This window comes from Candidatus Methylomirabilota bacterium (assembly GCA_036002485.1).
Classification (GTDB): Bacteria; Methylomirabilota; Methylomirabilia; order Rokubacteriales; family CSP1-6; genus AR37.
Map to the genome: position 1 here is coordinate 43,600 of DASYTI010000033.1, position 26,079 is coordinate 69,678.

Consider the following 26,079-nt stretch of genomic DNA (forward strand, 5'->3'; position numbering starts at 1 on the left):
CGTGGCGTTTCGAGCCGAGCGGCCCTGCCGCGAGGCGAGAGCTGGGTAGATCTGGCGAAGCAAATTGGCCCAGTACCCCCTCCGCTCCGGGCCGGCACCCGCCGATAACTCCCGCGATGGGCACTGCCCGGAGACTGTGGCTTGGGGTGCCACGACCCCGAGGAGGCGTGGGGAGGAGCATGGGCCGGAGAACATCGAGGAGACTTCGCCTGCGGCGCCTCTATGTCGCCTCGGGTTTCACGGTGTCCATCGGGCTCATCTATCTGACTGGACTGCTGTTCCTGGTCGCGATCGTGCCCATGGCCGCCGTCGCGCTCATGGGCGCGGGCATCCTGATCGGCCTCACCCTCGGGGCGGCTGGCCGCCGAGCGCGACAGGTGGCCCGGCCGGCGGCCCCGCAGACGATGCTCGCCGCCGACCGGGCCCTCCTCCAGCGCATCATCGACGCCAGCCCGACCCTCATCTTCATCAAGGATCGGGAGGGGACGTTCCTCCTGGCCAACCAGACCATGGCGACGGTCTACGGACTGACCGCCGAGCGCATGACGGGCATGTCCCACATGGAAATCGGGCGAATCCTGGGCGCTCCCGACGGAGAGGTGCAGCGATTCCTCGAGGCCGACCAGCGCGCCATCGACACGGGTGAGGCGGTCTTCATCCCCGAACAGGTCCTGACCACCCACGGGCGAAGCACGTGGCTGCAGATCAGCAAGATGCCCATCGACGTCGCCGGACGGGGCCGCTGCGTGCTGGGCGTGTGCGTGGACATCACGGCGCGCAAGGAGGCCGAGGACGAGATTCATCGCGCCAGGCTCGCCGCGGAGCAGGCGGCCCGCGCCAAGAGCGATTTCCTGGCCATGATGAGCCACGAGATCCGCACGCCCATGAACGGCGTGCTGGGGATGACCGGGCTCCTCCTCGACACATCCCTCACCGCCGAGCAGCGCGAGTACGCGGAGACCGTCCGCAGCTCGGGCAGCGCGCTCCTGGGCATCCTGAACGAGATCCTCGACCTCTCCAAGATCGAAGCCGGCCGGATGGAGCTCGAGCACATCGACTTCTCCGTGGCCGCCGCCGTGGAGGAAGCGACCGAGCTGCTCGCCGAGCGCGCCCACAGCAAGCGAATCGAGCTCCTGTCGCGGGTCGACGAGACCATCCCGGCCACCCTGCGTGGCGACCCCGGCCGCTTCCGCCAGGTGCTCATCAACCTGATCGGAAACGCCATCAAGTTCACCGAGCGCGGCGAGGTGGTGATCACGGTCGAGGTGGCGCAGGAAGGCTCGAACGACGTCGATCTGCGCATTGCCGTACGCGACAGCGGCATCGGGATCCCGGCCGAGGGCCGATCGCGCCTGTTCCAGCCATTCAGCCAGGCCGACAGCTCGACCACGCGGAAGTTCGGCGGGACCGGCCTCGGGCTCGCCATCTGCCGGCGTCTCGTGGAGCTGATGGGCGGCGAGATCGGGGTGGACAGCGAGCCGGGACAGGGCAGCACGTTCCGCTTCACCGTGCGGCTCCAGCGGGTCCTCGCCGGTGCCCACGATAGGGGCGCCCAGACCGCGGCGTTGCGGGGCGCGCGCATTCTCATCGTCGACGACAACGCCACCAACCGGGTCTTCCTCCGCGAGCAGCTGCGCGTATGGGGTGTGGAGGCGGACGTAGCGCCGGATGGGCCGACCGCGCTCGAGGGCCTGCGCGACGCCGCCGCCGCCGGCACCGTCCATCAGGTAGCGTTGCTCGACATGCAGATGCCCGGCATGGACGGTCTCACGCTGGCTCGTGCCATCAGGGCCAATCCGGATCTTGCCGGCGTCAAGCTCCTGCTCCTGAGCTCCTGGACCGAAGCGGGCCACAGCATCGACGTTCAGGCGGCGGGAATCGATGCGCGGCTACCCAAGCCCGTGCGCCCGTCTCGCCTGCTCGCCCAGCTGGTCGCGCTCCTCGGTCGAGACAGCGCCGAGGCCCCGACCCCGCCGCGGCCGGCCACGGACGTGGGGCTGCCCTCGTCCGGTACTCGGTCGGCACGGATCCTCGTGGCCGAGGACAACGCGGTCAACCAGAAGCTGATCGCGCGCCTCCTGGAGAAGAAGGGCCATCGCGTGGACGTCGTCGCCAATGGGCGCGAAGCCGTCGACGCGGTCACGAGGATCGGGTACGATCTGGTGCTCATGGACGTCCAGATGCCCGAGATGGATGGGCTCGAGGCGACCCTACAGATTCGCGCCACCGATCGGCCCGAAGTGGCCAGGATCCCCATCATCGCGCTGACCGCCAATGCCATGCAGGGCGACCAAGAGCGATGCCTCTCGGCCGGCATGGACGACTACCTGTCCAAGCCGGTGAAGCCCACGGACCTGACCGCCGCCCTCGACCGCTGGCTCGCCGTGGTTGTTTAGGTCAGGGGGAACGTCGCCGCTCTTCCCCCGACACCCCCCCACCGGTCTAGATAAGTCAGGGGGGAGCGGCGCCGCTCCTCCCCCGACACCCCCCCACCGGTCATCCGCGAGGGCTTGGGGCAAGGTCTTGCAATGCGGCGTTGGGCATGCGAAGAGCGTAGCTGTCTGCCCACACGTCGAACGCTCCGGAGGAGAGGCGATATGGATACAGAGCACGAGCGGTTCATGCGGATCGCCCTGGAAGAAGCGCGCGCCGGCCGCGCCGAGGGCAACATGGCGGTGGGCGGCGTCATCGCGCGCGGCGGCGAAGTGCTCGCGCGCGGCCACAACGAGGCAGTGTCCACCTTCGACGTCACCGCCCACGCGGAGACGGTGGCCCTGCGACGCCTCTCCACCCGCCTCCGCGTCGTGAATCCCACCTACCGCGCGGGGCAGGGTCCGCTCGCCGACTGCGTGCTCTACACCACCGTGGAGCCCTGTGCCATGTGCTGCTTCGCCATCTGCGTATCCGGCATCGCCCGGGTCGTCATCGGCGCCCGCTACGCCCGGATGGGCCTGCACTTCGGCGACTACGCGATCGAGAAGCTGCTGGCCATGGTCGACCAGCCCGTCACCATCGTCGACGGGATTCTCTACGAGGAATGCGCCGCCCTCCGCCTGGAAAGCAGCACCGGCCGCACGTGAGCGTCACCGTGGGGCCTCTCATCGGGGCATCAGCTCGCCCGCATCCAGATCCTCGATGGCCGCGCTCCGGCGCCGAAGCCACGCGTGGAATACCGCCATCCCCCGCTCGTTCGCTGGGTTCAGCGAGCCGGTGGCGATGACCGTGTAGACGTTGCAATACAGGACCGAGCGCCGATAGTCGCTGAGCGCATCCTCGAACGTGTAGTCCCCGCGGCCGCCCGTTGCGAGCTCGTGCCAGAGACGGAGAAGGCGCATCTCCTCCGCCCGCCGTACCGGAGGCTCGAGGCAGCCGGACAGGAAATAGGCGACATCGAACGCACCACGTCCGCGGAAGGCAATCTGCCAGTCGATGACGGCTAGCCCCGTATCGGCGAAGAAAAGATTGTCGAGGCGATAGTCGCCGTGGGCGATCGTCATCGGGGGCGCGGTGAAGCTGTTGAGCAGGTCGACGACGTGGGTGCCCATACTCTCGGTGATCGCCCGCATCCTCGGCGAGAGATGGTCGCCGAACGTCCTCAGATAAGGCACGAGGGCCGCCTGGTAGGCGGGCTCGGCGAACTGGTGCACGGGCGCATTGCTCGTGGGAATCCAATCCAGCCGCTCCAGCTCCGGGCTGGCCCACCAGGCCGCATGAAGCCCCGCGATCCTCCGGATGGCGAGCTCGGCTTCCGTCGCCGAACATCCCGCCGCATCGTTCCCCATCGAGAGGGACCCGAGGTCCTCCAGCAGGATGAGGTACTTGTCGGCGGCCACGTCCATGGCGGCCGCGTAGCAGCGCGGCACCCGCAGCGGCACGCGGTGAGCGAGATCACGGTAGAAACAGATCTCGCGCTCGTAGAATCTGAACAATCGACAGATCTCGCGGCCCCCCGGATCCAGCGTAGGTAGCTTCCCGACGAGACTCCACGGGGCAGTGTCGTCGCGCCGCTCGTAGGTGGGACGAATCCTGGCCACTTGACCGAGGAAGCCGACGCCCGTCCCGATCGACTCGGTCGTGACGGCCGTCACGCTACCGGCACGCAGGGCGCCACTTTGACGCAAGAGGGAGGTTAGGCCGGCAGGCGTGATGTCCTCGAATCGACGCGGGATGCCCGTCGCCATGATGGCTGAGGACTGTAGCGGACTCGACCGCGAACATCAACGGGATGGCCGGATCGGTGGTCAGGTCTTACCCGATGCTGGTGATGCCGCTCGATCACCGGTCGCTAGACGCGCGCCATCACCCGGCGCGCGAAGGATTCGGCCAAGCCCCACTTCTCGTCCACACCCGTGGCGAACATGAGCTCCTGCAGACCCTGGCGGCCGAGCTCGCGGATCTGCTCGACGAGCTCCTCTGCGGAGCCGACCAGGCACGTGGCGCGGATCAGGTCGGCATCGATCAGCTCGGCCTCCCCCGGATGCAGGTGCGTGTAGTGGAACTCGTGGGTGCGGAAGTGCCGGTGCTCGGGCGGGGTCTTCTCGACGAGCGCGCAGTACCGTTTCCACATGGGCCGGAGGAAGGGCGGCGGATCGATCCCCCGCTCGTGCACTTCATCGTAGAAATAGTAGACGCTGGCCATGACGTTGGGCCCGATGGTGCGAATCACCCGCTCGGAGTCCACGGCCTCGCCCGGGTCGAGCAGCGCGATGTTGGTGAGCGCGCAGTTGCGGAAGCCCTCGAGAGCGCGGCCGGCTCGCGCCGCGCCCTTTCCCGCATACCCCAGGGCCTCCGCCACCGGCACCCCGCGTGGCGGGATGGCGAACACCAGGCCGTCGCCGTATTGCCCCGCCAGCTCCATGGCCCGCGGCCCGAAGCCCGAGACGTAAAGGGGGATTCTCGGCTCGAGGTTCATGTACTCGCGGTCGCGCATGAGGATCTGGATGGGGCGCGTGACGCCGTTGTAGGTGTAGTCCACCACCTCGCCGCGCAGGAGCGCGCTCAGGACCCGGAGGTACTCGGCGTAGTCGGCCACGCGCATCGGCCGCTGGCCCATCGTGCGCATGGCCGTGTTGCCCGTGCCGATGCCGAGATGCACACGCCCGGGGGCTAGCCGGTTGATCGTGGCCACGCCCGCCACGTGCACGGGCGGGATGCGCGTGCCGGAGATCGCGGTGCCGGGCCCGATGCGGAGGCGTGTGGTCGCCTTGGCGGCCAGCGCCAGCACCGCGTAGCAGTCGGAGTACAGCATCTGGCTGTCCGTGACCCAGACGGAATCGAAGCCCAGGCTCTCGGCATGGGTGAAGAACCCGATCTCGTCGATATTGGCCATGAAGCAGACGCCGAAACGCATGTCGGCCCGCGCCTAGCCCCGCAGGTGCTTGGTGAAGAACTCCAGCGTCCGCTGCCAGGCAAGCTTGGCGGCGGCCTCGTCGTATCGTGGCGTGGTGTCGTTGTTGAATCCGTGCTGCGTGCCCGGATACTGATACATAGCGTATGTCACGTTGCTCGCCTTCAGAGCGGTCTCGTAGGCGGGCCAGCCCGCGTTGATCCGCTCGTCGTTTTCCGCATGGTGAACTAGGAGGGGCGCCTTGATCTTGGCGGCCTCCGAGGCGGTGGGCTGGGTGCCGTAGAACGGGACGGCTGCGGCAAGATCCGGCAGGCGCGTGGCCAGCATGTGCGCGATGCCGCCCCCATAGCAGAAGCCCACCACGCCGATCTTGCCGGTGCAGTCAAACCGGGCTTTCAAGATAGCCGCCGCGGCCACGAAGTCTTCGCGGGACTTCGCCTCATCCAGCTTCGCGAACGGCTCCCGCGCCTTGTCCTCGCCGCCGGGATATCCGCCCAGCGGCGTCAGGGCATCGGGCGCGAAGGCCATGAAATTGTCGAGGGCGAGGCGCCGCGTGATGTCCTCGATGTGGGGGTTGAGTCCGCGATTCTCGTGGACGACGAGAATACCCGGCAGCTTGCCGGTGGCGTCGCTCGGCCGCGCCAGGTACGCGCGCATCTTCCCCGACCCTTGCGGCGACTCGTAGTCGACGTACTGAGTCTTGAGGCGCTTGTCGTCCTTCGAGTACCTGCTGTGCTTCCACGAACTTCGGATTCAGCGCGTCGAGAAGCATGGCGGCCGTCATGCCGGCCACCGCGAACTTCGTCGCGCGATCCAGGAAGCCGCGGCGGTCGATGGCCCCGTGGACATACTGATCGAAGAGGTTCAGAAGCTCCTGATCGAAATCCGCCGCTCTCTTTCGCTCCATGCGCGTGACCTCCATGCCTCTCGGCCAAATCCCTCCCCATTGGGGGAGAGGGCAGGGTGAGGGGGTCGGGCCCTTGCACCACCCCGAGATTCTCCGTTGATCTTGTCCGGCGTTCCTCTAGTGCGGGACCATGGCCCAGAGGGGGTCGAGGTTCTTGGGATCCGGCTTGAGCTGGCCCACCCCAGGGGCGTTGACCAGCTCGACGATCTTGTCGTTGATGGGCGTCTTGACGCCGACCTGGCGCCCCTGATCCGCCACGTAGCCGTTCAGGTAGTTGATCTCGGTGCGGCGGCCCTTCATCACGTCCTGGAGCATGGAGGGCCGGCCGCCCACGCGGCTCTTGGCATCGCGGGACATGTCGGCTTCGACCTCGGCGAGGCCGTCGCCCGCCACGGCGTCCACGAAGCGCTGGGTGGCGATGCTGTAGATCGGCTCGACCTCGAAGCCGCGCGCCCGGCCCACCTGGATGACCTCGGCCGCGGTGAAGACGGCGATGCGGCGCGGGACATGATTGGTCCGCGCCTCGGCGGAGTCGAAGCCGGAGAGCCCCGAGATCGGATTAACCATGCAGTTGACGGCGAGCTTGGACCACCGCTCGCCCCAGAGATTGGGCGTCACCTTGGTGACCGCGACGTCATTCATGATGCGGGCGATCTCCTGGGCGCGCGGCGTGTCCTTGCCGTCGTGTTCGCCGATCTTGAAGCCGATGCTGCCCCTGTCGGTGCGGATGGCGTGGCCGGGCTCGTACATGCCGGCGCTGATGGTGATGACGCAGCCGAGCGTCCGCTCGCGTCCCGCCACGGCGGCCACGCGCTCGTCATTGATCCCGTTCTGGAAGTCCACCACGATGCCGGAGGGCTGGCGGAGATACACCGTGGCGAGGGCCGTCGCCCACTCGGTGTCATAACTCTTGACCGAGATGAAGATCACGTCGAAGGGCTCGCGGAGCCCCTGCGTCTCGTGAATGTGCAGCGCCTTGACGGGAATCAGGTGCTCGCCGCAGGTGCCCGAGAGCCGGAGACCGTGCCGCTTGATGGCCTCGATGTGGTCCGGCCATTGATCGATGAGCGTGACATCGTGCCCAGCCCGCGTCAGCATGCCGCCGACGACAGACCCGATTGCCCCCGCGCCGATGATGCCGATCCTGGTCGCCATGTCTCCCCCTGCCTTCGTGGATTTCGGGCGCCTCGCGCCCGGAGCCGCGAGCATAGCACTTCGCGAGCCTGTGGTGAGTCCGAGCGGTGGCGTTGAGTCTCGCCCGCATTTTCGGTATAACCTAGCCCTTCACCCATGCCCACCGATCCCCTCACTCTCGCCCGTGAGCGCGCCCAGGAAAACCTCTTCTGGCGGCATCTGGAGGTGAACGTCGAGGAGGCCGGGGAGGGCTGGGTCAAGCTGCGCGTGCCCGTCAAGGATGGGCTCCGCAACGCCGTGGGCGCGCCCGTGCACGGCGGCGTGCTGAGCGCGCTCGTGGACATGGCCGTGGGCGGCGCCGTCGGCACCACCCACGAAGGGCCGGGGGGCGGCGTGGGCCAGAGCACCCTCGACCTCAACGTGAGCTTTCTCGCGGCGGCGGGCGACGGCGATCTCTTCGCCGAGGGACGCCTCCTCCGCCGCGGCCGCACCATCGCTTTCGGCGAGGCCCGCATCAGCGATGCCTCGGGCCGTCTGGTCGCCGTGGGCCGTGCCACCTACATGCTGCTGACCACCAAGCCCTAGACGAGCAGGATCAAAGGAGACCCCATCGTGGCCACCAAGATCGTCTTCGCTCCCAAGATGCCCGACCCCATCATGGAAAGAGCCCGCAGCATGGTGCCCCAGGGGTTCGAGCTGGTCGTCACCGATTCCGACAGCCCTGACTTCCTCAAGACGGTGGCCGGGGCGGAGTACTACGTGGGCTTTCCGCGGGCCGGGATGGGGCCGGACTTCTTCAAGGCCGCGCCGGGGCTCAAGCTCATCCAGCTCATCAGCGCCGGCTACGACCGCCTGGATTTGGCCGCGGCCAAGAAGGCGGGCGTGCCCATCGCGAACAACGGCGGCTCCAATTCCGTGGCGGTGGCCGAGCACACCATGATGCTGATCCTGGCCGTGTACAAGAAGCTGTCGTGGCATCACGACAATGTCGTGCACGGCAAGTGGCGCGTGGGTGACTTCTCCGAGACGCGCACCTACGAGCTGGCCGGCAAGACGCTGGGCATCGTGGGGCTCGGCACCATCGGCAAGAAGGTGGCGCGCCGGGCCCTCGCCTTCGACATGGACGTGCAGTACTACGACATCGCGCGGCTCAGCGAAGACCAGGAGGACGCCATCGGCGTGAAGTTCACGCTCTTCCCCGAGCTGCTCCAGACCTCCGACGTGGTCACCCTGCACGTGCCCCTGAACGAGGCGACGCGGAAGATGATGGGCGCCCGCGAGTTCGCCATGATGAAGAAGGAGGCCATCTTCATCAATACGTGCCGCGGCCCCGTGGTCGACGAGGAGGCGCTGCGGCACGCGCTTCTCTCCAAGCAGATCGCGGCCGCGGGGCTCGACGTCATGGTCGAGGAGCCGCCGCTCATCAACCATCCGCTCTTCGGGCTGGAGAACGTGACCTTCACGCCGCACTCGGCGGGGCCGACGTGGGAGAACTGGCCGAAGGCGTTCCGGAACGCATTCGACAACGTGCAAAGGGTGGCGCGCGGGGAGAAGCCGCTCTGGGTGATTCCGGAGATGAGGTAGCGACGCGCGGCTCGTCGAGTCACCCCCCTCACCCTGCCCTCTCCCCCGCGACGGGGAGAGGGATAATTACCAAGCAACAAGACGACGTCGTTGAGGTTGAGACTTTTCATTCATCCCTCTCCCCCATCGGGGGGGAGGGCAGGGTGATACATCCGGGTGAGTGAGAGGTAAGCAGGGGGCGCGGAGTGTCGGCGTCTTCGGCAGCTTGCCAATGGACAGGCATGGGAGTATCTCCCTAGAGCAGCACTGATCCACGCTTCATACCGCCATCTCAGGAGGACGTCGTGGCCACAGCCATTCGACTCTTCGCCTTGATCTTGCTCGCCCTCACCGTCGCCCCTGGGCATGCCCGCGCTCAAGGCGCCATCGAGCAGAAGGAGATCGAGATCGCGGCCGTCCGCGATCCACAGCTCGGATCCCAGGTTGCCATCGCGGATGCCTTCGGCTACTTCAAGGAGGTCGGCCTCACCGTCAACGTACGCTGGCAGCAGTCGGCCGCCGATGTCATCACCCTCATGGCGGGGGGCAGCCAGTATCTCGGCACCGGCGGCACCTTCACGCAGATCGTCCTGGGCGGGCAGAAGCTTCCCGTCCACACGATCTCCGCTCTCGCCGACATCGCGGGCACCCAGGGCTTCGCCCTCTCCCCCGGCGTGAAGCTCGGCCATCCGCGCGAGCTCGAAGGCAAGAAGCTCGCCTTCACCCAGGGCAATTCCCAGGTGCTCATCCTGGCCAAGCTCGCCAAGATCTACGGCTTCGATGCCTCCAAGGTGACGCTCGTCAACATGCAGCCGTCGGAAGGGGTGGTCGCGGCATCGAAGGGAGACGTCCAGGGCTTCCTCGGCTGGCAGCCGAACCTCTTCCGGCTCGTCAAGATGGGCGGCACCATGTACGTGACGGGCACCACCTCGTTCATCGGAGGCAAGCCGGAGCCGTATCCGGCCACCGACAAGCTGCAATTCAACCATTCGGTCCTCATGGCCGCCGACGCCTGGATCAAGGACAAGCCCAATACGCTCAAGGCCGTGCTGCGCGCGCTCCTCAAGGCCAACGACCTCATGGTCAAGGACCGGCCCAAGGCGCTCGAGGCGCTCGTCTCGCAGCTCCGCATCGATCGCGACGCCATCGAGGCGATGACCGAGCAGAACAAGTACAGCCTGGCCCTCACCGACGACGTGGCCAACAGCATCCGGTTCCAGAGCGACTGGGCCCTCGGCATCAATCGCATCCAGGGGCCCGTCGCGCCCGAGGACATCCTGGCCCCCAAGCTCCTGGCCGAGATCGATCCGAAGCTCGTGACATGGAAGCCCAAGCGGTAAACACGCCGGGCGCGGCCGCGGTCTCTCCTCGACCGGACATTCCGAGCACGGCCGCGGCGAGACCGAGACCGCGGAAGACCCTCGGCCGCCCCCTCGCTGTCCTGCTACGCGTGTGCTCGCTGCTGCTCTTCTTCGCGCTGTGGTGGGGCGTGAGCCTCCTCAACGCGCATGTGCTCAAGGTCTTCAACCCCGTGCTCTTGCCCGCTCCCCACGCGGTCCTGCAGGCGGGGATCAAGATGGCCGCCTCGGGCGAGCTCCTGAGGCACATCACGGCGAGCCTCTCGCGGGTCCTCTGGGGTTTCGGTATTGCCGCCGTCCTCGGCGTCGTCGTGGGCACCGCCCTCGGCCGCTCCCGCGTGCTGGAGCATCTGGTCGAGCCGACGCTCGAGATGCTGCGGCCCATTCCGCCCCTGGCCTTCCTGCCCATGATGGTGCTGTGGTTCGGCATTGGCGAATCGTCCAAGGTCGCCTTCATCGCCTATGCCGCCTTCTTTCCCGTCTTCACCACCACGGTCGAAGGCATCAAGTACGTCGATCCGGTGCTGATCCGGGCCGCCTCGAGCCTCGGGGCCACCGAGCGTCAGATCTTCTGGCACGTGGTGCTGCCCGCGGCCACGCCCAATATCATCACGGGCCTGCGGCTGGCCTTCGGGCTGTCCTTCTTCGTCATCGTGGCGGCGGAGTTCATCGCCGCCGACTCCGGGCTGGGCTATCTCATAAATGACGCCCGGACCTTCTTCCTCGTCGCCAACATGCTCCTGGGCGCGGCCGTGATCGGCATCATCGGCGTGCTCGCCAATGTGCTCCTGCGCAAGCTCGAGGGCCGTCTCCTGCGCTGGCGCGCGGAGTCGCGGGGCCAGTCGTGAGGTCCATCCAGATCGAGCGCGTGTCCAAGAGCTACACGGAGGGCGCCCTCGCCCTCGACGAGGTGAGTCTCGAGCTGTCAGAGAACAGCTTCACCTGTCTCCTCGGGCCCTCCGGCTGTGGCAAGTCCACGCTCCTGAACATGATCGCGGGCTTCCTCGAGCCCACCACGGGCCACATCCTGGTGGACGGCCGCGAGGTCACCCACGCGGGGGCCGACCGCGGCGTGGTCTTCCAGGAGTACGCGCTCTTCCCCTGGCGCACGGCCATCGAGAACGTGGAGTTCGGCCCCATGATCCAGGGCGTGACGCGCGCGGCCCGCCGCGCCACCGCGCGCCAGTACCTCTCGCTGGTGGGCCTCGCCGAGCACGAGGGCAAGTACCCTCGCGAGCTCTCGGGCGGGATGAAGCAGCGGGTGGCCATCGCGCGGGCGCTCGCCAACCATCCCTCGGTGCTCCTGATGGACGAGCCCTTCGGCGCCCTCGACGCCCAGACCCGCGAGGTCATGCAGGAGGAGCTGCTCAGGATCTGGCAGCAGGACAAGAAGACCGTGGTCTTCGTCACCCACAGCATCTCCGAGTCCATCTTCCTCGCCGACCGCATCGTGGTCATGGCCACGCAGCCCGGTACCATCAAGGAGATCGTGGACGTGACCCTGCCCCATCCGCGTGAGCGCTCGAGCGCGGAGTTCGTCTCCCTCGAGCGGGAGATCAAGCGCCTGGTCCGCGAAGAGGTCGCCAAGCTCGGCGTCACCGGGTAGGATACTGAAAACACCGCAGAGGAGAGCCCATGGCTAGGATCGTCACCGTCGCCGCCGCCCAGATGGGGCCCAATCAGGAAAGTAGCAGCCGCGAGGAGATCGTCGAGCGCATGCTCGCGCTCCTCGAGCAGGCCAAGGCGCAGGGCGCCGAGCTCATCGCCTATCCCGAGATGGCGCTCACCACCTATTTCCCCAAGAAGATCCGCAAGGACTTCGATCAGTTCTTCGAGACCGAGATACCGCCCAAGGCGCTCGAGCCCGTGCTCCGTCGCGCCAAGGAAGCCAGGGTCGCCGTCCACGTCGGCTTCTGCGAGAAGGCCGACGGCAAGTACTTCAACACGGCGCTCTTGACCGACACGGGAGGCCGGCTCGTCGGGACCTTCAGGAAAATCCACCTCCCGGGCACCAAGGCCGCCGACGGCTTCGCCCAGGTCTACGAGCCCTATTACTTCGCCCACGGCGACACGGGCTACAAGGTCTTCGAGGCCTGCGGCGCCAAGGTGGGCATCGCGATTTGTCAGGACCGCCGCTATCCCGAGAGCTACCGGGCCCTGGCCCTCCAGGGTGCCGAGATCATCCTGATCGGGTACAACACGCCCATCTCCGCGCTGGCTCTCGACCTCAACGAGCTGTGCATGCGGTCCGGCGCCTATGCCAACGCGTGCTTCGTGGTCGGCGTCGCGAAAGCGGGCGTGGAAGACGGCATCGAGCTGATCGGCGGCTCGTGCATCATCAACCCTGTCGGCCAGGTGCTCGCCAAGGCGGCCACCACGGGCGACGAGCTGGTGGTCTCGCGCATCGACCTGGATCAGATGACGCCTGTGCGCAAGCGATGGAACTTCCTCGGCCGCCGCCAGCCCCAGCACTACGCCACCCTGCTCCAGCCCGTGACGGAGAAGGAGCCGCACCGATGAGCGCACTCACCGCTCCGCGCGTCGACACCATCGTCCGCGGCGGTCGGATCGTGACCGCCTCCGATGTCTTCGAGGCGGCCGTGGCCATCAAGGGCGACAAGATCGCCGCCATCGGTCCCGAGGAGCTCTTGCCCCCCGCCGACCGCGTCATCGACGCGGGAGGGCGATACGTCCTGCCCGGGCTCATCGACTGCCATCTCCACGTCGGCCCGGAGTACGACGACTGGAAGACGGCCCCGCTCGCCGCCGCCCAGACGGGCCTGACCACGCTCCTCCCCTTCGTGATTTATGACGAAGGCGAGAGGCTGCCCAAGGCCGTGGCGCGGCTGCGCGAGGAAGCGCAGGCCCTCTCCGTCCTCGACTTCGGCTTCCACTTCATCCTGAATCACGAGCCCCCCATCCTCTCCGGCCTGGCCGAGGCCTTCTCGATGGGCGTGTCGTCCTTCAAGCTCTTCATGACGTACAAGAAGCGGCCCAAGCGTATGGTCTCCGACGAGTTCATCGCCAAGACCATGGACATCCTCGGCCGCCTGGGCGGCGTCTGCCAGCTCCACTGCGAGAACGGCGACATCCTCTGCTACCTCGAGGACAAGGCCATCGCGGCGGGGCGCACGGCGCCCGTGGATTTCCCGGGGACCTGCCCCGACTGGACGGAAGAAGAGGCGATCAATCGCGCCATCCTGATCGGCAAGCTCGCCGAGTGCCCCGTCTATGTCGTCCACCTCTCGACCCGGCTTGGCCTCGAGCGCATCAAGCGGGCGCAGAGCGAAGGCCAGCGGGTCTGGGCCGAGACCTGCCCGCAATACCTCTTGCTCAACGACAAGGAGATGGAGCGTCTCGGTCCCTTCGCCAAGATCGGCCCGCCCCTCCGCTCGGCCGACGGGGTCAATCAGAACGCGCTCTGGGCGGGCACCGCGCAGGGCTTCGTGTCGACGGTGGCGAGCGATCATTCCCCTCGCGTGCCCGCGGCCAAGGAGCCTGGGCGGACGAACATCTTCGTGGATACAGAGGGCAAACCCATCCCCTTCGGGGCGCCCTCGCTCGAGACGCTGACCTCGCTCATGTGGAGCGAGGGCGTGGTCAATCGCGGTTTGCCCGTAACCTGGATGGCACGCGTGATGGCCGAGAACCCCGCGCGCATCTTCGGCCTCTACCCGCGCAAGGGCGTGATCCGCGTGGGCGCGGATGCGGACCTGACCATCTGGGATCCCGCGCCCGCCTGGACCATCGAGCAGAAGCAGCATCTCGGCATCGCGGGCTTCACGCCGTATGAAGGCTGGCCGGCGCACGGCAAGGCCTGGATGACGCTCCTGCGCGGCCAGGTCGTGCTCAACCAGGGCACGCTCGAGCAGAAGCCCGGCTATGGCCAGTTCCTCGCGCGGGGTGGACCCATCGCCCCCCTCGGCGGCGCCGTGCGCTGATGGACTATCTCGCGCGGCTGGCCAGCTTCGCCTGCGGCATTCGCGTAGCCGATCTTCCCGCCTCCACGGTCAAAGCGTCCAAGCTCGTGCTGCTCGACACGATGGGCGCCATCGTGGCGGGGAGCGCGCTCCCCGAGAACGGACGGCTGGCCCGCATGGCCGCCCGCCGCGCGCCCCACGGCAGCTCGAGCCTGCTCGGTCACGCCCTCAAGGCCGATTCGTTCCTCGCCGCCTTCACCAATGCCACGGCCGGCGTGGCCCTGGAGATGGACGAAGGCAATCGCCTGGGCGGCGGCCATCCGGCCATCCACGTCATTCCCGGAGCGCTCGCCGTCGCCGAGGAAATGGGTGCCGACGGCGGCCGGCTTCTCGAGAGCGTGATCGCGGGCTATGAAATCGGCTCGCGCATCGGCGGGGCGACGCTCGCGCGTCCCAACGTCCACTCCCACGGCACCTGGGGCACCATCAGCACCGCGGCGGCCGTCGCGCGCTTGAATGATCTCGCAGCGGACGACATGAGGCGCGTCATCAATCTCTCGGCGTCGATGAGCCCGGCCAACACCTGGACGCCCGCCCTCGAAGGCGCCACCATCAGGAATGCCTATCCGGGGCGCTCGGGGCTCGAGGGCATTCTCGCCGTGGATCTGCTTCGGGCGGGCTTCACCGCCCTCGAGGACGCGCCGTCCGATGTCTACGGGACCATCCTGGCCGATCGCTTCGAGCCCGAGGAGGCCGTGCGTGGCCTCGGCGAGCACTACCGGATCGAGCAGAACTACTTCAAGCTCCACGCCTGCTGCCGCATGAACCACCCGGCGCTGGACGCCATCATGGCGCTGCGCGCGGAGTCCAAGCTCACGGCCGAGCAGGTGGCGCGGGTGCAGATCACCTCCGTCCCCTTCGGCCTGCGCATGGCGGAGGCGGCGCCCACGAACATGCTCGGCGCCAAGTTCTCCATCCCGTATGCTGTGGCCGCCGCCCTCGTGCTCGGGCGCACGGATGTCGCGGCCTTCGAGGAGTCGCGGCTGGCCGATCCGCGCATCCGTAACCTGGCCGCGCGCGTCGAGATCGCCGCCGATCCCGAGATGGCCCTCAAGCGCACCGACTATCCCACGGCCGAGGTGCGGATCACCCTCGGCGACGGGCGAGTGCTCTCGCGAAAGACCGGCGTGGTGCGCGGCGATGCCGTCAATCCCGTCGCCCAGGACGAGATCGTCGCCAAGTTTCACTCGCTCGCCGGCGGCCCCCTCGGCGCGGCCCGCGCCCGAGAGATCGTGGAGGTCGTCGAGGGCATGGACGGTCTCAAGGATATTCGCGACCTGACCGCGCTCCTGGTACCGACCCCCGCGTGACCGCGCCGTTCCCAACAGCATGGACCACGGACTCTCGCGCGGACTGACCAACTACGGCGACCGCGACTTCGCGCTCTATCTGAGGCGCTCGTTCGCGCGCTCCATGGGCTACTCGTCGGCGAGCCTCGCCAAGCCCATCGTGGGAATCGCGGACTCGGGCTCGGGCTTCAACAACTGTCACCGGGCGCTCCCGGAGCTCATCGAGTCCGTCAAGCGCGGCGTGCTGGCCGCGGGCGGGCTGCCCCTCGTGTTCCCCACCATCTCGCTCGGCGAGGTCTTTCTCGACCCGACCAGCATGATGTACCGCAACCTCATGTCCATGGACGTCGAGGAGATGGTGCGCGCCCAGCCCATGGACGCGGTGGTGCTGGTGGGCGGCTGCGACAAGACGGTGCCGGCTCAGCTCATGGGCGCGGCCTCGGCCGGCGTGCCCGCCATCCAGCTGGTGACGGGTCCCATGATGACGGGCCGCTGGCAGAACGAGCGGCTGGGCGCCTGCACCGATTGCCGACGCTTCTGGGCACGCTATCGCGCGGGAGCCATCTCGCGAGAGGAGATCGACGGCGTGGAGAGCCGCTTGGCCACGACCACCGGCACCTGCGCCGTCATGGGCACGGCCAGCACCATGGCCTGCGTCGCCGAGACGCTCGGCATGACCCTGCCGGGCACCGCGGCCATTCCCGCCGTCCACGCCGACCGGCTGCGCGCGGGCGAAGCCACCGGCGAGGCGGCGGTGCGGCTGGCCGCCTCGCGAATCACGCCCGATCGCGTGCTGACCGCCGAGGCATTCGAGAACGCAGTGCGCGTGCTCCTTGCCATCGGCGGCTCGACCAACGCCATCATTCATCTCACGGCCATCGCCGGACGCGTGGGCGTGCCCATCTCGCTCGAGCGTCTCAACGCCATCTCCGACGAGACGCCCGTCCTCGTCGACCTCAAGCCCTCCGGCGATTTCTACATGGAGGATTTCTTCAACGCGGGCGGGCTCGGCGCCGTGCTCGCCGAGCTGCGCCTCCAGCTCCACCTGGGCTGCCTCACCGTCACCGGCGAGACGCTCGGCGACCGGCTGGAGGCGACTCCGCGCTACGTCGACCACTCGGTGATCCGGCCGCGAAGCGAGCCCATCCTGCCCGTGGGCGGCCTCGTCGCGCTCTTCGGCTCGCTGGCCCCGGGCGGCGCTATCCTGAAGCGCTCCGCCGCGGATGCGCGCCTCTTCGAGATCGAGGCGCCGGCCGTGGTCTTCGACTCGCTGGAGGACCTCGCCGCGCGTGTGGATGATCCCGCGCTGCCCGTGACGCCGGAGAGCATCCTCGTCTTGAAGCATGCGGGGCCCAAGGGCGCTCCCGGCATGCCCGAGGCAGGCTATCTGCCCATCCCGCAGAAGCTGGCGCGCGCCGGCGTCAAGGACATGGTGCGCATCTCAGACGCGCGGATGAGCGGGACGGCCTTCGGGACCATCGTGCTGCATGTCACGCCCGAGGCCGCCGTGGGCGGGCCGCTGGCCTTGGCTAAAACGGGCGATCGCATCAGGCTCAGCGTGAAGGATCGCCGGCTCGATCTCGTCGTGGACAAGGCCGTGCTCGCGAAGCGACAGGCGGCTCGCACCGAAGCGCCGGCTCCGAACCGTGGATATCGACGCCTCTATATGGACCACGTGCTCCAGGCCGATCAGGGCTGCGACTTCGACTTCTTAAAGAAGAGCGCGATCAGATAGGCCTTCGGCCGGTTGGTTCTGACGTATTTCGGCCGGAAAATCCGGCATTTGCCGGTTCTCCACCGCCCGTTCTGACCACATCGTAGTCTTTTCAGCTACTTAGACGATCCATCCCCAGCTTACCCACCTGTTGTGGACGTGGCTGGCAAAATCCACATCATGTGGGGTGCCGTCCTGGCAGGGCAGTCCTCAAAAAAGCACATGTTGACAGGGGTTTATCCATTTATTACTCTACTAAGGCTCCACTCGACTGCTTCTGGCTCAACTGAACTAGGTGGAGGAGTTCATGATCACCGTTCCCGCGCACCGTGTGAAACAATTCGGTGTGGAGTTCTTTCAGGCGTCCTTCTCTGCCAAGGATATCGATCGCCTGGTCAAGTTCGAGGTCCTGGGTTACGCGGGTGCGGCCGCTCCTCCTACCAAGGCCAAGCGCGGAAACCGCTCGCGGGTCAACTGGGAGGCCCTCGAGAAGCGGATCGGCGAGAGCGAGGCCGCCTACCAGCGTCCGGTCATCCGCCGCAAGATCGACGAGCTGGTCAGCTACTATCGCGACTGCAAGGACGCGGGCACGCTGCCCGCCATTCCCGGCGCGGTCATCATCACCTCCGAGAAGCGTTTCACCTTCACGCCGATGGCGAGCCAGCACGATCTCGGGCTCCTGCAGATCCCCGAGGAGCATGGCGTCCTCCGCGTGCTGGACGGCCAGCACCGGCTGCTCGCCCTCCACGCGCTCACCCAGGCGGGAGAGAACATGGGCATCGAGGTCCCGGCCGTGCTCTTCGACCGCCTCGACGCGCGCCAGATCGTCGAGCTCTTCGTCACCATCAATGCCAAGCACACGCGGCTCAATCCCTCGCACATCGTGAGCCTGGCCGGGCGCAAGCTCTACCCCGATCCGAACCAGGCCCTGGCCCACGACGTGATCCGCTCGCTCAACGAGGACGAGACCTCGCCGTTGCACGGCGAGATCAAGATGCTCGGCACCGGGCGCGGGCGGGTCTCGCAGGCTCCGCTCGCCGAGGAGATCGTGGACTTCCTGGAGACCGTCGAGAAGATCGGGGGCGGCGCGCGCATGAACGAGCTCCGCCAGAACGCCAAGCGCTTCTTCCTGAACTACATGAAAGCGGTGTCGGGGGTCTTTCCCACGGCGTGGGCAGGCCGTAAGTACTCGATCAAGACGGGCGCGGCGCTCCGCGCCTTCATCCGCGTGGCGCCCGACGTGATGGCGCGCGCCCGCGAGCTCAAGCGCGACGCCTTCGACCACAACGCGATCCGCGAGGCGGTCAAGCCCTGGGGCGAGCGGCTGCGCGACCGGCGCTTCGAGACCGAGGCCGAATGGAAGAACAAGCTCCAGGGCGGCACCCGCGGCACGGTGGAAGCGCTGACGCGCGAACTGCGAGACGCCCTCCGCTAGGCTGCCGTTTGCCCCCTCACCCTGCCCTCTCCCCCGAGGGGAGAGGGATGCAACCCGCAGGATTCTGCTAGGCTTTTCCATCCATGGGGAAGTTCGCGGCGAGGATCTCGAAGGTCTTCTTGCCCCCCGGGAGCTGCGCGGTCACCGTATCGCCGACCTTCTTGCCGATGAGCGTGCGCGCCAGCGGCGCCATGACGGAGATGCGGCCCCGCGCCGGATCGGTCTCGTCCGATCCCACGATCTGATACCGGCTTTCCTTCCCGGTCTCATCCTCGAGCCTGACCGTCGAGCCAAAGGTGACCCGATCGCCTGAGGTCGGCGGCGCGATGACTTCGGCCGCGCCCAGCTTGCCCTCCAGCTCCTTGATCCGCGCTTCGGTGAAGGATTGCTTCTCGCGGGCGGCGTGATACTCGGCGTTCTCGGAGAGGTCACCGTGGGCGCGCGCCTCGGCGATGGCCTTGGTGATGGCGGGCCGCTCCACGCGCTTCAAGCGCTCGAGCTCTTCCTGGAGGCGGACGTGACCCTCGCGGGTCATGGGCGTGCGCTGGACCGACATCGGCCTATCCTGCGACCGCAGTCATGGATGAGCTGGCGCACGGACGTCGCACGCCCATCGACCCGACATCAGTTGACACTGATGGTCTCGCCCTGAACCTTGATCTTGGCGCCCGCGTAGAGGGCCTTGATCCAGCGCTCCCAGGCGAAGGCGCGCTTCTGCTCGAGCAGCTGGGTGCGCAGCTGATCGCGGGCCTTGTCGAAGCCTTGCGGATCGGCCGGCCGCCGCTCGAGGGTCTGCACGACGTAGGCCCCCGTGGCCGTCTTCACGGGCTCGCTCAGCTTGCCCGCAGGCGTCTGCAGGGCGGCCAGCAGCACGGCGCCCGGCAGCGTCTCGCGCTCCTTCGGCGGCTCCGCCCGTGAGAAGAGCGGCGTCTCGCCGCCCGGCAGCTTGTCGCGTCTGGCCGCGGCGAGCAGATCACCCGCGCCCACAGAGGATGCCAAGGCCTTCGCGCGCTCTTCCGCAGCCGCCTGGGCGCGCTCGCGCTTGATGGTCTCGACGACACGGTCCTTGATCTCGGCGAAGGGCGGCACGCCCGCGGGGAATTGCTCGGTCACCTTGGCGATCACGATGCCCAGCGCCATCTTCACCGGGGGGGTGACGCCGCCCACGGCCAGACCGAAGAGCGCCTCCTCGACTCCGGGATCGCGCCCTACTCCCTCGAGCCCGTCGCCGCGCGCGATGGTCGTTTCCTTGGCCTCGAGGCCGAGTCGCTTCGCGTCGGCGGCGAAGTCCTTCGCGGCCGCCAAGGCCGGACGGGCCTCGTCGGCCTTGGCCTGAGCCGCGCGCTCGCTCCGTTCGGCGCCGAGCTTCTCCTTGATCTTGGGCGCCACCTCACGGAAGGGCTGCACGCCCGCGTCCTGGACATCGGAGACCTTGATGGCGTGATATCCGAACGGCGTCCTCACCGGCTGGGGCGAGACCTCGCCCTTCTTGAGCGCGAAGACCCCTTCCTCGAACTGCGGCACCATCTCGCCCTTGCCGACAAACCCCAGATCGCCGCCCTGTCCCGCCGTGGCCGTGTCCTCGGAGATCTCCTTGGCGAGCTTGCCGAAGTCCTCGCCCGCCTTCACGCGGCGGATGGCCTCCTCGATCTTGGCCCTCGACTTGTTCTCGGCTTCGCTGCCCCCCGTGGGAGGCACCCGTACGAGGATGTGCGCCGTCTTGAACCGCTTCGGCTTGTCGAACTCCGCCCCGTGCTCCTTGTAGTAGCTCTCGGCCTCCTGATCGGAGACGGCCTGGGCAAAGGCCTTGGGGGTGAGGAGAACGTACTGGATCTTCCGGCGCTCGGGCCGGCTGAAGCGCGCCTCGTGGCTCTTGAGATACGCCTCTGCGTCCGCGTCGCTCACCGTCACCTGCGCCATGAGGGGAGCCGCCTCGACATAGGCCCACTCCGCACGGATCCGCTCGTAACGGAGCCCGTAGGCCTGCTCGACCTCGGGGTCCGAGACCTTGATGCCGTCCTTGACGAGGGTCTCGATGCGCTGGCGCAGCATCTCCCGGCGCACCTCGCTCTCGAACTCCGCGGGCTCCATCCGGATCTGCTTCAGCTGCATCTTGTACCGGTCGAGAGAGAAGCGACCATCCTCCAGGAAGGCGGGAATTCCCTGGATGCGCAGGCGCAGCTCCTCGTCGCTGACGGTGATGCCCTCGCGCTTGGCCTGCTGGAGGATGAGGGCCTCCTGGACCAGCTCGTTGATCACCTGCTGGGTCAGCCCCACGCGTTCCGCCATCTCCGGGGTGAGGTTCTGCTGATAAGTCCGGCGGTAGAACTCGAGGTAATTCCGCAGCACGCGCTGGTACCGCGCGGGCGGGACGTCCTCCCCGTTGACAGTCGCGATCTGCGCGGAGGCCTTGGCACCCTCGCCCCGGAGCGACGTGGAGCCGTAGAAGACGAGGCTGGTGGCGATGAAGGCGACGCCCACGACCAGGAGGATGAGCTTCATCCCCCGGAAGTACTCGCGCATGGCCGTGATCAACGAACGGGCCTCCTTGGAAGATTTTGCGGAAGATTCCGACGCGGTGGCGACGGACTATCTAGCCTACCACAAGGATCGAGCCGTGCTCAGGCGCGCAGGAGGGCGCGCACGGCGGGCATGGCGAAGTAGATCACGAAGGCGGCGGCCGTCCCGTACATCATGGCATGCACCTGGGCCCCCTTGCCGCGAAGAAGCTTGATGACACAGTACGCGACGAAGCCCGCCCCGATGCCGTCCGTGATCGAGTAGGTGAAGGGCATGAGGGTCACGGTCAGAAGAGCGGGGAAGCCTTCCTCGAGGTCGCCGAAGGGGATGTCGCGCACCAGACGGATCATGAGAAATCCGACCAGGATGAGCGCGGGGGCCGTGGCCTGGGCGGGCACCACCCCCGCCACCGGCGCGAAGAAGAGGGCCACGAGGAAGCAGAGGCCGGTCACCACCGAGGCGAGCCCGGTCTTGGCTCCGGCGGCCACGCCCGCGGCTGACTCGACATAGGTCGTGGCCGAGGAGGCGCCGGCGGCGCCGCCCGCCACCGCCGCGAGTGAATCCACGAGGAGCACGCGGTTCAGGCGGGGCAGCCGCCCGTCCGGACCCACCCATCCCGCCTCGGTGCCGATCCCGATGACCGTGCCCATGGTGTCGAAGAAATCGGAGAGCATGATGGAGAAGATGGTGACCGCGGCGGCGACCGCGCCCACCCGGGCAAAGACCGTGAAATCAAGGCCCGCGCCAAGACTCGACAGGTCGGGCCAGCCCACGAGAGTTTTCGGGATCACCGCTTGCCCCGGCAGGGGAAAGGCGCGCCCGCCCGTCCACGCGTTGACGACCACGGCAAGCAGCGTGGTCAGAACGATGCCCACCAAGAGCCCGCTCGACATGCCCCGCGACTGGAACCACACCATGAGCAGGAGCCCGAAGAGCGCCACGGCCACGGGCGCTGCCGTCAGCTCGCCGAGGGTCACGGGCACGCCGGGCGGGCCTGGCTTGACGATGCCCGCGGTATTGAGACCGATGAAGAGAATGAAGAGCCCGATGCCCACCCCGATCGCCCGCTTGAGCGAAGCGGGGATGGCATGCATGATCGCTTCGCGAAGACCGGTCAGGACCAGGATGGTGATGACCACGCCCTCGAGCACGATGACGCCCATGGCGGCCGGCCAGGGCAGCTTCATGGCGGCCACGAGCTGGAAGGCGACGGCGGCATTGAGCCCCATACCCGAGGCCAGAGCCAGCGGGTAGTTGGCGACAAGCCCCATGGCCATGGTCATCACGCCGGCCACGAGGCACGTGGCGGCCTGAGTGGCGGCGAAGCCCGGGCCCTGGCCCTGCAGATCCGGGATACCCGCGAATCCCAGAATGGCGGGATTCACGAAAATGATATAGGCCATCACCATGAAGGTGGTGAGGCCGCCGCGCACCTCGGCCCCCACGCTCGCGCCACGATGGGACAACTCGAAGAAGCGTTCGAGCACCGCTCAGTAGCTCTGGTCGGTCTCGATGGGGCGCACGGTGACGCCCTCTTCCGGTACGACCCGGCGCGCCACCGTGATGAAGCCCGTGTGGGCAACCATCCGATGAAAGGGACGCACGGAGAGCCCGTCGATATTCCACGGGCGCATCAGCGTCTCGAAAGTCTCGACGAGCGCGTACCCGGGATGCCGCCGCAGGGCCTCGGAGAGCTGGTGCGATTGCACGATGGTGGGCAAGTAGGAGAGGAAGATACCGCCCGGGCGCAGGGAACGGGTGACGGGCTCGACGAGATGCCAGGGCTCGGGCAGATCGAAGACCGCGCGGTCCACCGGCTCCTCCTCCCCCAGTCCCTCCTGCACGGGCCGCAGTCGCACGGCCAGGTTCGTCACCTCGCCCATGCGGGTGTGGATATTGGCGAGGGCGCGCCGGGCGAAGTCTTCCCGCTGCTCATACGTGATGACCTTGCCCTCCGGGCCCACGGCGCGCAGCAGGGCCAGGGTCAACGCGCCCGAGCCCGTGCCCGCCTCCAGCACGCGCGCGCCAGGGAAAATGTCCGCCCAGAAGAGAACCATGGCCAGGTCCTTGGGATAGATGACCTGGGCGCCGCGCGGCATGTCGAGCACGTACTCGGCCAGCGTGGGTCGGATGGCCAGACAGCGCGTGCCCTTCGAGGTCCGCACCCAGGCGCCGTCGGACTGGCCGATGATGGCCTCGTGGTGGATCCAGCCCCGGTCGCAGTGGAAGGTATCGCCTTTTCTCAGGAGGAGAAGGTAGCGCTTGCCGCGCTGGTCGATGAGCAGGACTTGCTCGCCGTCCTGAAAGTGGTGGAGGGCGGTCACGCGCGTGATCTCCTCAGCGCGGGCGCGGCTCAGGCAGGGTCAAGGCGAGGAGGCAGCCGAGCACGGGCGTGAGGGCCGAGATCCAGAGGGCCGAGGGCAGGCCCCAGTGGTCCGCGATCCAGCCGAGGACGGTGGCGCCCGTGCCGCCCGCCCCGATGGCGAACCCCACGATGAGCCCCGAAGCCATCCCCACATTGCGCGGCATATAGGCCTGCCCGAGCACGACCGAGACCGTGAAGGTCGAGACGAGGACGACGCCGAGGGCGGCGAGCAGAATGAAGCTCCAGATACCGCTCACGAGCATGAAGCCGACGGCGAGCGGCGTGGCGAGAAAGAAGACGCCGACCATGTAGCGCCGATGGCCGATGCGGTCCGAGATAGGTCCCGCGATGAGGGTGCCCGCGGCACCCGCCCCGAGAAAGACGGCGAGGAGCGTGCCCACCATGCGCGGGTCGCCCTTGAGGACCTCGAGGTAGTAGAAGGGGACATAGGTGCTGAAGCCGATCTGGGTCCAGGACCGGATCGCCACGACCACGATGAGCAGCGACATGGCCCCGACCATGGTCCTCGGCGCCCGCGAGGCACCCTGCGTCCGCGCGGGCAGCGGCCGCGAGAGCCCGGGCAGCACGGCCATGAGAAGCCCCGCCACGAGAAGTCCCGGGATGAGCAGCCCGAGACTGCCCGGCAACCCCAGCGTCGTCACCAGCGCCGTCATCACGGGCGGGCCCAGGGCGATCCCGATGTTTCCGCCCGTCGAGAAGATCGACACGCCCGTGGCTTTGCGCTCGCCCGCCACCTGGGTGGCCGTCCGATAGCCTTCCGGGTGATAGGCGGCCACGCCGAAGCCGCCCAGCATCACGAGGGCGAGCACGGCGTAATAGGACGGTGCCACGCCGGTGAAGGAGATGCCGACGGCAGAGAGGAAGACGGATACGGGCAGGAGCCAGCGCCGCGCCGTCTGGTCGGCGAGGAAGCCGAAGAGCGGCTGGATCAGCGATGAGGTCACGTTCGCCATCAGCACGATGACGCCCGTGGCCGCGTACGTGAGCCCCAGTCCTGACTTGAGATGCGGCAAGAGCGCGGGCAGCGAGCCCTGATTGGTGTCGATCACGAGATGGCCGAGGGCGAGCAGCCCCAGCAGCTTGTAGTTCGGTCGCGCCCGCTCGGAAACGGAGGGAGCGGCGACAGCGGCACGCGGCAGCGCTACTGCCGGAGCGATCCGGTCTGGAGTCATGGAACCCCATGCTACACCAAGCGCCTCGCGCTGATGACCGCGATCGGGCACTGGGTGCCCAAACTTCCCAGGACCAGCTTGGCCAGCGGGAGATAGGCTCAGATGCCGAAGGCGTCCAGTCCCGTGATGTCGCGGCCGATGATCAGCGTGTGGATGTCGTGGGTGCCCTCGTAGGTATTCACCGTCTCGAGGTTCAGCATGTGACGAATGACGGGGTGCTCGTCCACGATGCCCGCGGCCCCCATCATGTCGCGGGCCAGGCGGGCCGTGTCGAGGGCCATCTGGACGTTGTTCATCTTGGCCATGGAGATCTGCTGCGCGCGCACCTTGCCCTCGTCCTTGAGCTGACCGAGCCGGAGACACAGGAGCTGCGCCTTGGTGATCTCCGTGATCATCCAGACCAGCTTTTGCTGGACGAGCTGGAAGGAGGCGATGGGCTTGCCGAACTGGATGCGCTGCTGAGCATACTGCAGCGCCCAGTCATAGCAGGCCATGGCCCCCCCGATGGCGCCCCAGGCGATGCCGTAGCGGGCCTGGGAGAGACAGCCGAGCGGGCCTTTGAGCCCCTTGACGCCGGGCAGCTTGTTCTCGAGCGGGATCTTGCAATCCGCGAAGGCGAGCTCCGAGGTGATCGACGCGCGCATGGAGAACTTGCCGTGGATGTCGAGCGTGGAGAAGCCCGGGGTGCCGCGCTCGACGAGATAGCCGCCGATCTCGCCGTCGTCTCCCTTGGCCCAGACCACGGCCACCTCGGCCACCGAGCCATTGGTGATCCAGAGCTTGGTGCCGTTGAGCACGTACTCATTGCCCTTCTTGATCGCGCGGGTGGCCATGGAGCCCGGGTCTGACCCATGATCGGGCTCGGTGAGGCCGAAGCAGCCGAGGCTCTCGCCGGACTGGAGCCGGGGCAGCCACTTCTCCTTCTGCGCCTCCGAGCCATAGGCATGGATCGGGTACATGACGAGCCCGCTCTGGACGGAGGCGAAGGAACGCAGGCCGGAGTCCCCGCGCTCGAGCTCCTGCATGATCAGCCCGTAGGCGACATTGTCGAGCCCGGCGCAGCCATAGCCCTTGAGGGTGGCTCCGAAGACGCCCATCTCGCCGAGCGGCTTGGCCACCTCCAGCGGGAACGTTTCGTCCCGATGGTGCGTGGCGACGATGGGCATGAACTCCTTCTCCACCCAGTCGCGGACGGCATCCCGCACCATCCGCTGCTCCTCGGTCAGCAAGGCCTCGATGCCGTAGTAGTCGACGCCGCGGAAGCTTTCCATCGT

At 67.6% G+C, this 26,079-nt stretch carries 21 protein-coding genes and 1 pseudogene; 12 read left to right on the forward strand and 10 right to left on the reverse strand.

Features of this window, described 5'->3' with window-relative positions:
- The first annotated feature begins 179 nt into the window (after positions 1–179).
- Positions 180–2,396, forward strand: coding sequence for a response regulator (locus tag VGT00_03790; protein HEV8530521.1), 2,217 nt, complete (start codon positions 180–182; stop codon positions 2,394–2,396).
- A 201-nt stretch (positions 2,397–2,597) separates the two neighbouring features.
- Entirely contained in the window at positions 2,598–3,080 is a 483-nt protein-coding gene (locus tag VGT00_03795; protein HEV8530522.1) for a nucleoside deaminase, read from the forward strand.
- A gap of 18 nt (positions 3,081–3,098) precedes the next feature.
- Here VGT00_03795 and VGT00_03800 read toward each other — a convergent pair whose 3' ends face one another.
- From VGT00_03800 to VGT00_03815, 4 genes and pseudogenes are all read right to left on the reverse strand, one after another.
- Positions 3,099–4,088, reverse strand: coding sequence for a phosphotransferase (locus tag VGT00_03800; GenBank protein HEV8530523.1), 990 nt, complete (start codon positions 4,086–4,088; stop codon positions 3,099–3,101).
- Positions 4,089–4,285: 197 nt separating this feature from the next.
- Complete coding sequence (locus VGT00_03805; protein ID HEV8530524.1) at positions 4,286–5,350, reverse strand: LLM class flavin-dependent oxidoreductase; 1,065 nt, start codon at positions 5,348–5,350, stop codon at positions 4,286–4,288.
- A gap of 12 nt (positions 5,351–5,362) precedes the next feature.
- Positions 5,363–6,254: pseudogene (locus VGT00_03810) on the reverse strand (dienelactone hydrolase family protein).
- Positions 6,255–6,371: 117 nt separating this feature from the next.
- Positions 6,372–7,409, reverse strand: coding sequence for a 2-dehydropantoate 2-reductase (locus VGT00_03815; GenBank protein ID HEV8530525.1), 1,038 nt, complete (start codon positions 7,407–7,409; stop codon positions 6,372–6,374).
- A gap of 135 nt (positions 7,410–7,544) precedes the next feature.
- On the opposite strand from VGT00_03815, the gene VGT00_03820 reads away from it, so the two are divergent.
- From VGT00_03820 to VGT00_03865, 10 genes are all read left to right on the forward strand, one after another.
- Positions 7,545–7,973, forward strand: coding sequence for a PaaI family thioesterase (locus tag VGT00_03820; protein HEV8530526.1), 429 nt, complete (start codon positions 7,545–7,547; stop codon positions 7,971–7,973).
- Positions 7,974–8,000: 27 nt separating this feature from the next.
- Complete coding sequence (locus VGT00_03825; GenBank protein HEV8530527.1) at positions 8,001–8,972, forward strand: 2-hydroxyacid dehydrogenase; 972 nt, start codon at positions 8,001–8,003, stop codon at positions 8,970–8,972.
- Between the two features lie 284 nt (positions 8,973–9,256).
- Positions 9,257–10,291 carry an ABC transporter substrate-binding protein gene (locus tag VGT00_03830; protein HEV8530528.1) on the forward strand — a complete coding sequence of 345 codons (1,035 nt, stop codon included), beginning with the start codon at positions 9,257–9,259 and terminating at the stop codon, positions 10,289–10,291.
- A complete protein-coding gene (locus VGT00_03835; GenBank protein ID HEV8530529.1) occupies positions 10,273–11,157 on the forward strand; it encodes an ABC transporter permease in 885 nt (294 codons plus the stop codon). Before VGT00_03830 ends, VGT00_03835 begins: the two co-directional genes overlap by 19 nt.
- Positions 11,154–11,915 carry an ABC transporter ATP-binding protein gene (locus VGT00_03840; GenBank protein HEV8530530.1) on the forward strand — a complete coding sequence of 254 codons (762 nt, stop codon included), beginning with the start codon at positions 11,154–11,156 and terminating at the stop codon, positions 11,913–11,915. The genes VGT00_03835 and VGT00_03840 overlap by 4 nt, the downstream gene beginning before the upstream one ends.
- Positions 11,916–11,944: 29 nt before the next feature.
- Positions 11,945–12,829 carry a nitrilase-related carbon-nitrogen hydrolase gene (locus tag VGT00_03845; GenBank protein HEV8530531.1) on the forward strand — a complete coding sequence of 295 codons (885 nt, stop codon included), beginning with the start codon at positions 11,945–11,947 and terminating at the stop codon, positions 12,827–12,829.
- On the forward strand, positions 12,826–14,250 hold the full coding sequence (locus tag VGT00_03850; protein HEV8530532.1) for an amidohydrolase family protein: 1,425 nt from the start codon (positions 12,826–12,828) through the stop codon (positions 14,248–14,250). Before VGT00_03845 ends, VGT00_03850 begins: the two co-directional genes overlap by 4 nt.
- Positions 14,250–15,599 carry an MmgE/PrpD family protein gene (locus tag VGT00_03855; protein HEV8530533.1) on the forward strand — a complete coding sequence of 450 codons (1,350 nt, stop codon included), beginning with the start codon at positions 14,250–14,252 and terminating at the stop codon, positions 15,597–15,599. The genes VGT00_03850 and VGT00_03855 overlap by 1 nt, the downstream gene beginning before the upstream one ends.
- A gap of 19 nt (positions 15,600–15,618) precedes the next feature.
- Entirely contained in the window at positions 15,619–17,313 is a 1,695-nt protein-coding gene (locus tag VGT00_03860) for an IlvD/Edd family dehydratase (GenBank protein ID HEV8530534.1), read from the forward strand.
- Positions 17,314–17,599: 286 nt separating this feature from the next.
- On the forward strand, positions 17,600–18,727 hold the full coding sequence (locus VGT00_03865; GenBank protein HEV8530535.1) for a DGQHR domain-containing protein: 1,128 nt from the start codon (positions 17,600–17,602) through the stop codon (positions 18,725–18,727).
- Between the two features lie 67 nt (positions 18,728–18,794).
- Here the strand turns inward: VGT00_03865 and greA are convergent, their stop codons facing one another.
- The 6 genes from greA to VGT00_03895 form a co-directional block, all read right to left on the reverse strand.
- Entirely contained in the window at positions 18,795–19,283 is a 489-nt protein-coding gene (gene greA, locus VGT00_03870; GenBank protein ID HEV8530536.1) for a transcription elongation factor GreA, read from the reverse strand.
- A gap of 68 nt (positions 19,284–19,351) precedes the next feature.
- A complete protein-coding gene (locus VGT00_03875) occupies positions 19,352–21,262 on the reverse strand; it encodes a peptidyl-prolyl cis-trans isomerase (protein HEV8530537.1) in 1,911 nt (636 codons plus the stop codon).
- 86 nt (positions 21,263–21,348) lie between these two features.
- Positions 21,349–22,734 (reverse strand): NCS2 family permease, encoded by a 1,386-nt coding sequence (locus VGT00_03880; protein ID HEV8530538.1) that lies wholly within the window; start codon positions 22,732–22,734, stop codon positions 21,349–21,351.
- 3 nt (positions 22,735–22,737) lie between these two features.
- The gene (locus tag VGT00_03885) at positions 22,738–23,571 is read right to left on the reverse strand and encodes a tRNA (adenine-N1)-methyltransferase (protein HEV8530539.1); all 834 of its coding nucleotides are present in this window, start codon (positions 23,569–23,571) and stop codon (positions 22,738–22,740) included.
- 13 nt (positions 23,572–23,584) lie between these two features.
- Entirely contained in the window at positions 23,585–24,805 is a 1,221-nt protein-coding gene (locus VGT00_03890; GenBank protein HEV8530540.1) for an MFS transporter, read from the reverse strand.
- A gap of 98 nt (positions 24,806–24,903) precedes the next feature.
- Positions 24,904–26,076 (reverse strand): acyl-CoA dehydrogenase family protein, encoded by a 1,173-nt coding sequence (locus tag VGT00_03895; protein HEV8530541.1) that lies wholly within the window; start codon positions 26,074–26,076, stop codon positions 24,904–24,906.
- Between the last annotated feature and the right edge of the window lie 3 nt (positions 26,077–26,079).

Coding starts and splice junctions, on each gene's coding strand:
- VGT00_03790 (HEV8530521.1), top strand. CDS start 180: ATGGGCCGGAGAACATCGAGGAGACTTCGCCTGCGGCGCCTCTATGTC.
- VGT00_03795 (HEV8530522.1), top strand. CDS start 2,598: ATGGATACAGAGCACGAGCGGTTCATGCGGATCGCCCTGGAAGAAGCG.
- VGT00_03805 (HEV8530524.1), bottom strand. CDS start 5,350: ATGCGTTTCGGCGTCTGCTTCATGGCCAATATCGACGAGATCGGGTTC.
- VGT00_03815 (HEV8530525.1), bottom strand. CDS start 7,409: ATGGCGACCAGGATCGGCATCATCGGCGCGGGGGCAATCGGGTCTGTC.
- VGT00_03820 (HEV8530526.1), top strand. CDS start 7,545: ATGCCCACCGATCCCCTCACTCTCGCCCGTGAGCGCGCCCAGGAAAAC.
- VGT00_03835 (HEV8530529.1), top strand. CDS start 10,273: ATGGAAGCCCAAGCGGTAAACACGCCGGGCGCGGCCGCGGTCTCTCCT.
- VGT00_03845 (HEV8530531.1), top strand. CDS start 11,945: ATGGCTAGGATCGTCACCGTCGCCGCCGCCCAGATGGGGCCCAATCAG.
- VGT00_03850 (HEV8530532.1), top strand. CDS start 12,826: ATGAGCGCACTCACCGCTCCGCGCGTCGACACCATCGTCCGCGGCGGT.
- VGT00_03855 (HEV8530533.1), top strand. CDS start 14,250: ATGGACTATCTCGCGCGGCTGGCCAGCTTCGCCTGCGGCATTCGCGTA.
- VGT00_03860 (HEV8530534.1), top strand. CDS start 15,619: ATGGACCACGGACTCTCGCGCGGACTGACCAACTACGGCGACCGCGAC.
- VGT00_03865 (HEV8530535.1), top strand. CDS start 17,600: ATGATCACCGTTCCCGCGCACCGTGTGAAACAATTCGGTGTGGAGTTC.
- greA (HEV8530536.1), bottom strand. CDS start 19,283: ATGTCGGTCCAGCGCACGCCCATGACCCGCGAGGGTCACGTCCGCCTC.
- VGT00_03890 (HEV8530540.1), bottom strand. CDS start 24,805: ATGACTCCAGACCGGATCGCTCCGGCAGTAGCGCTGCCGCGTGCCGCT.
- VGT00_03895 (HEV8530541.1), bottom strand. CDS start 26,076: ATGGAAAGCTTCCGCGGCGTCGACTACTACGGCATCGAGGCCTTGCTG.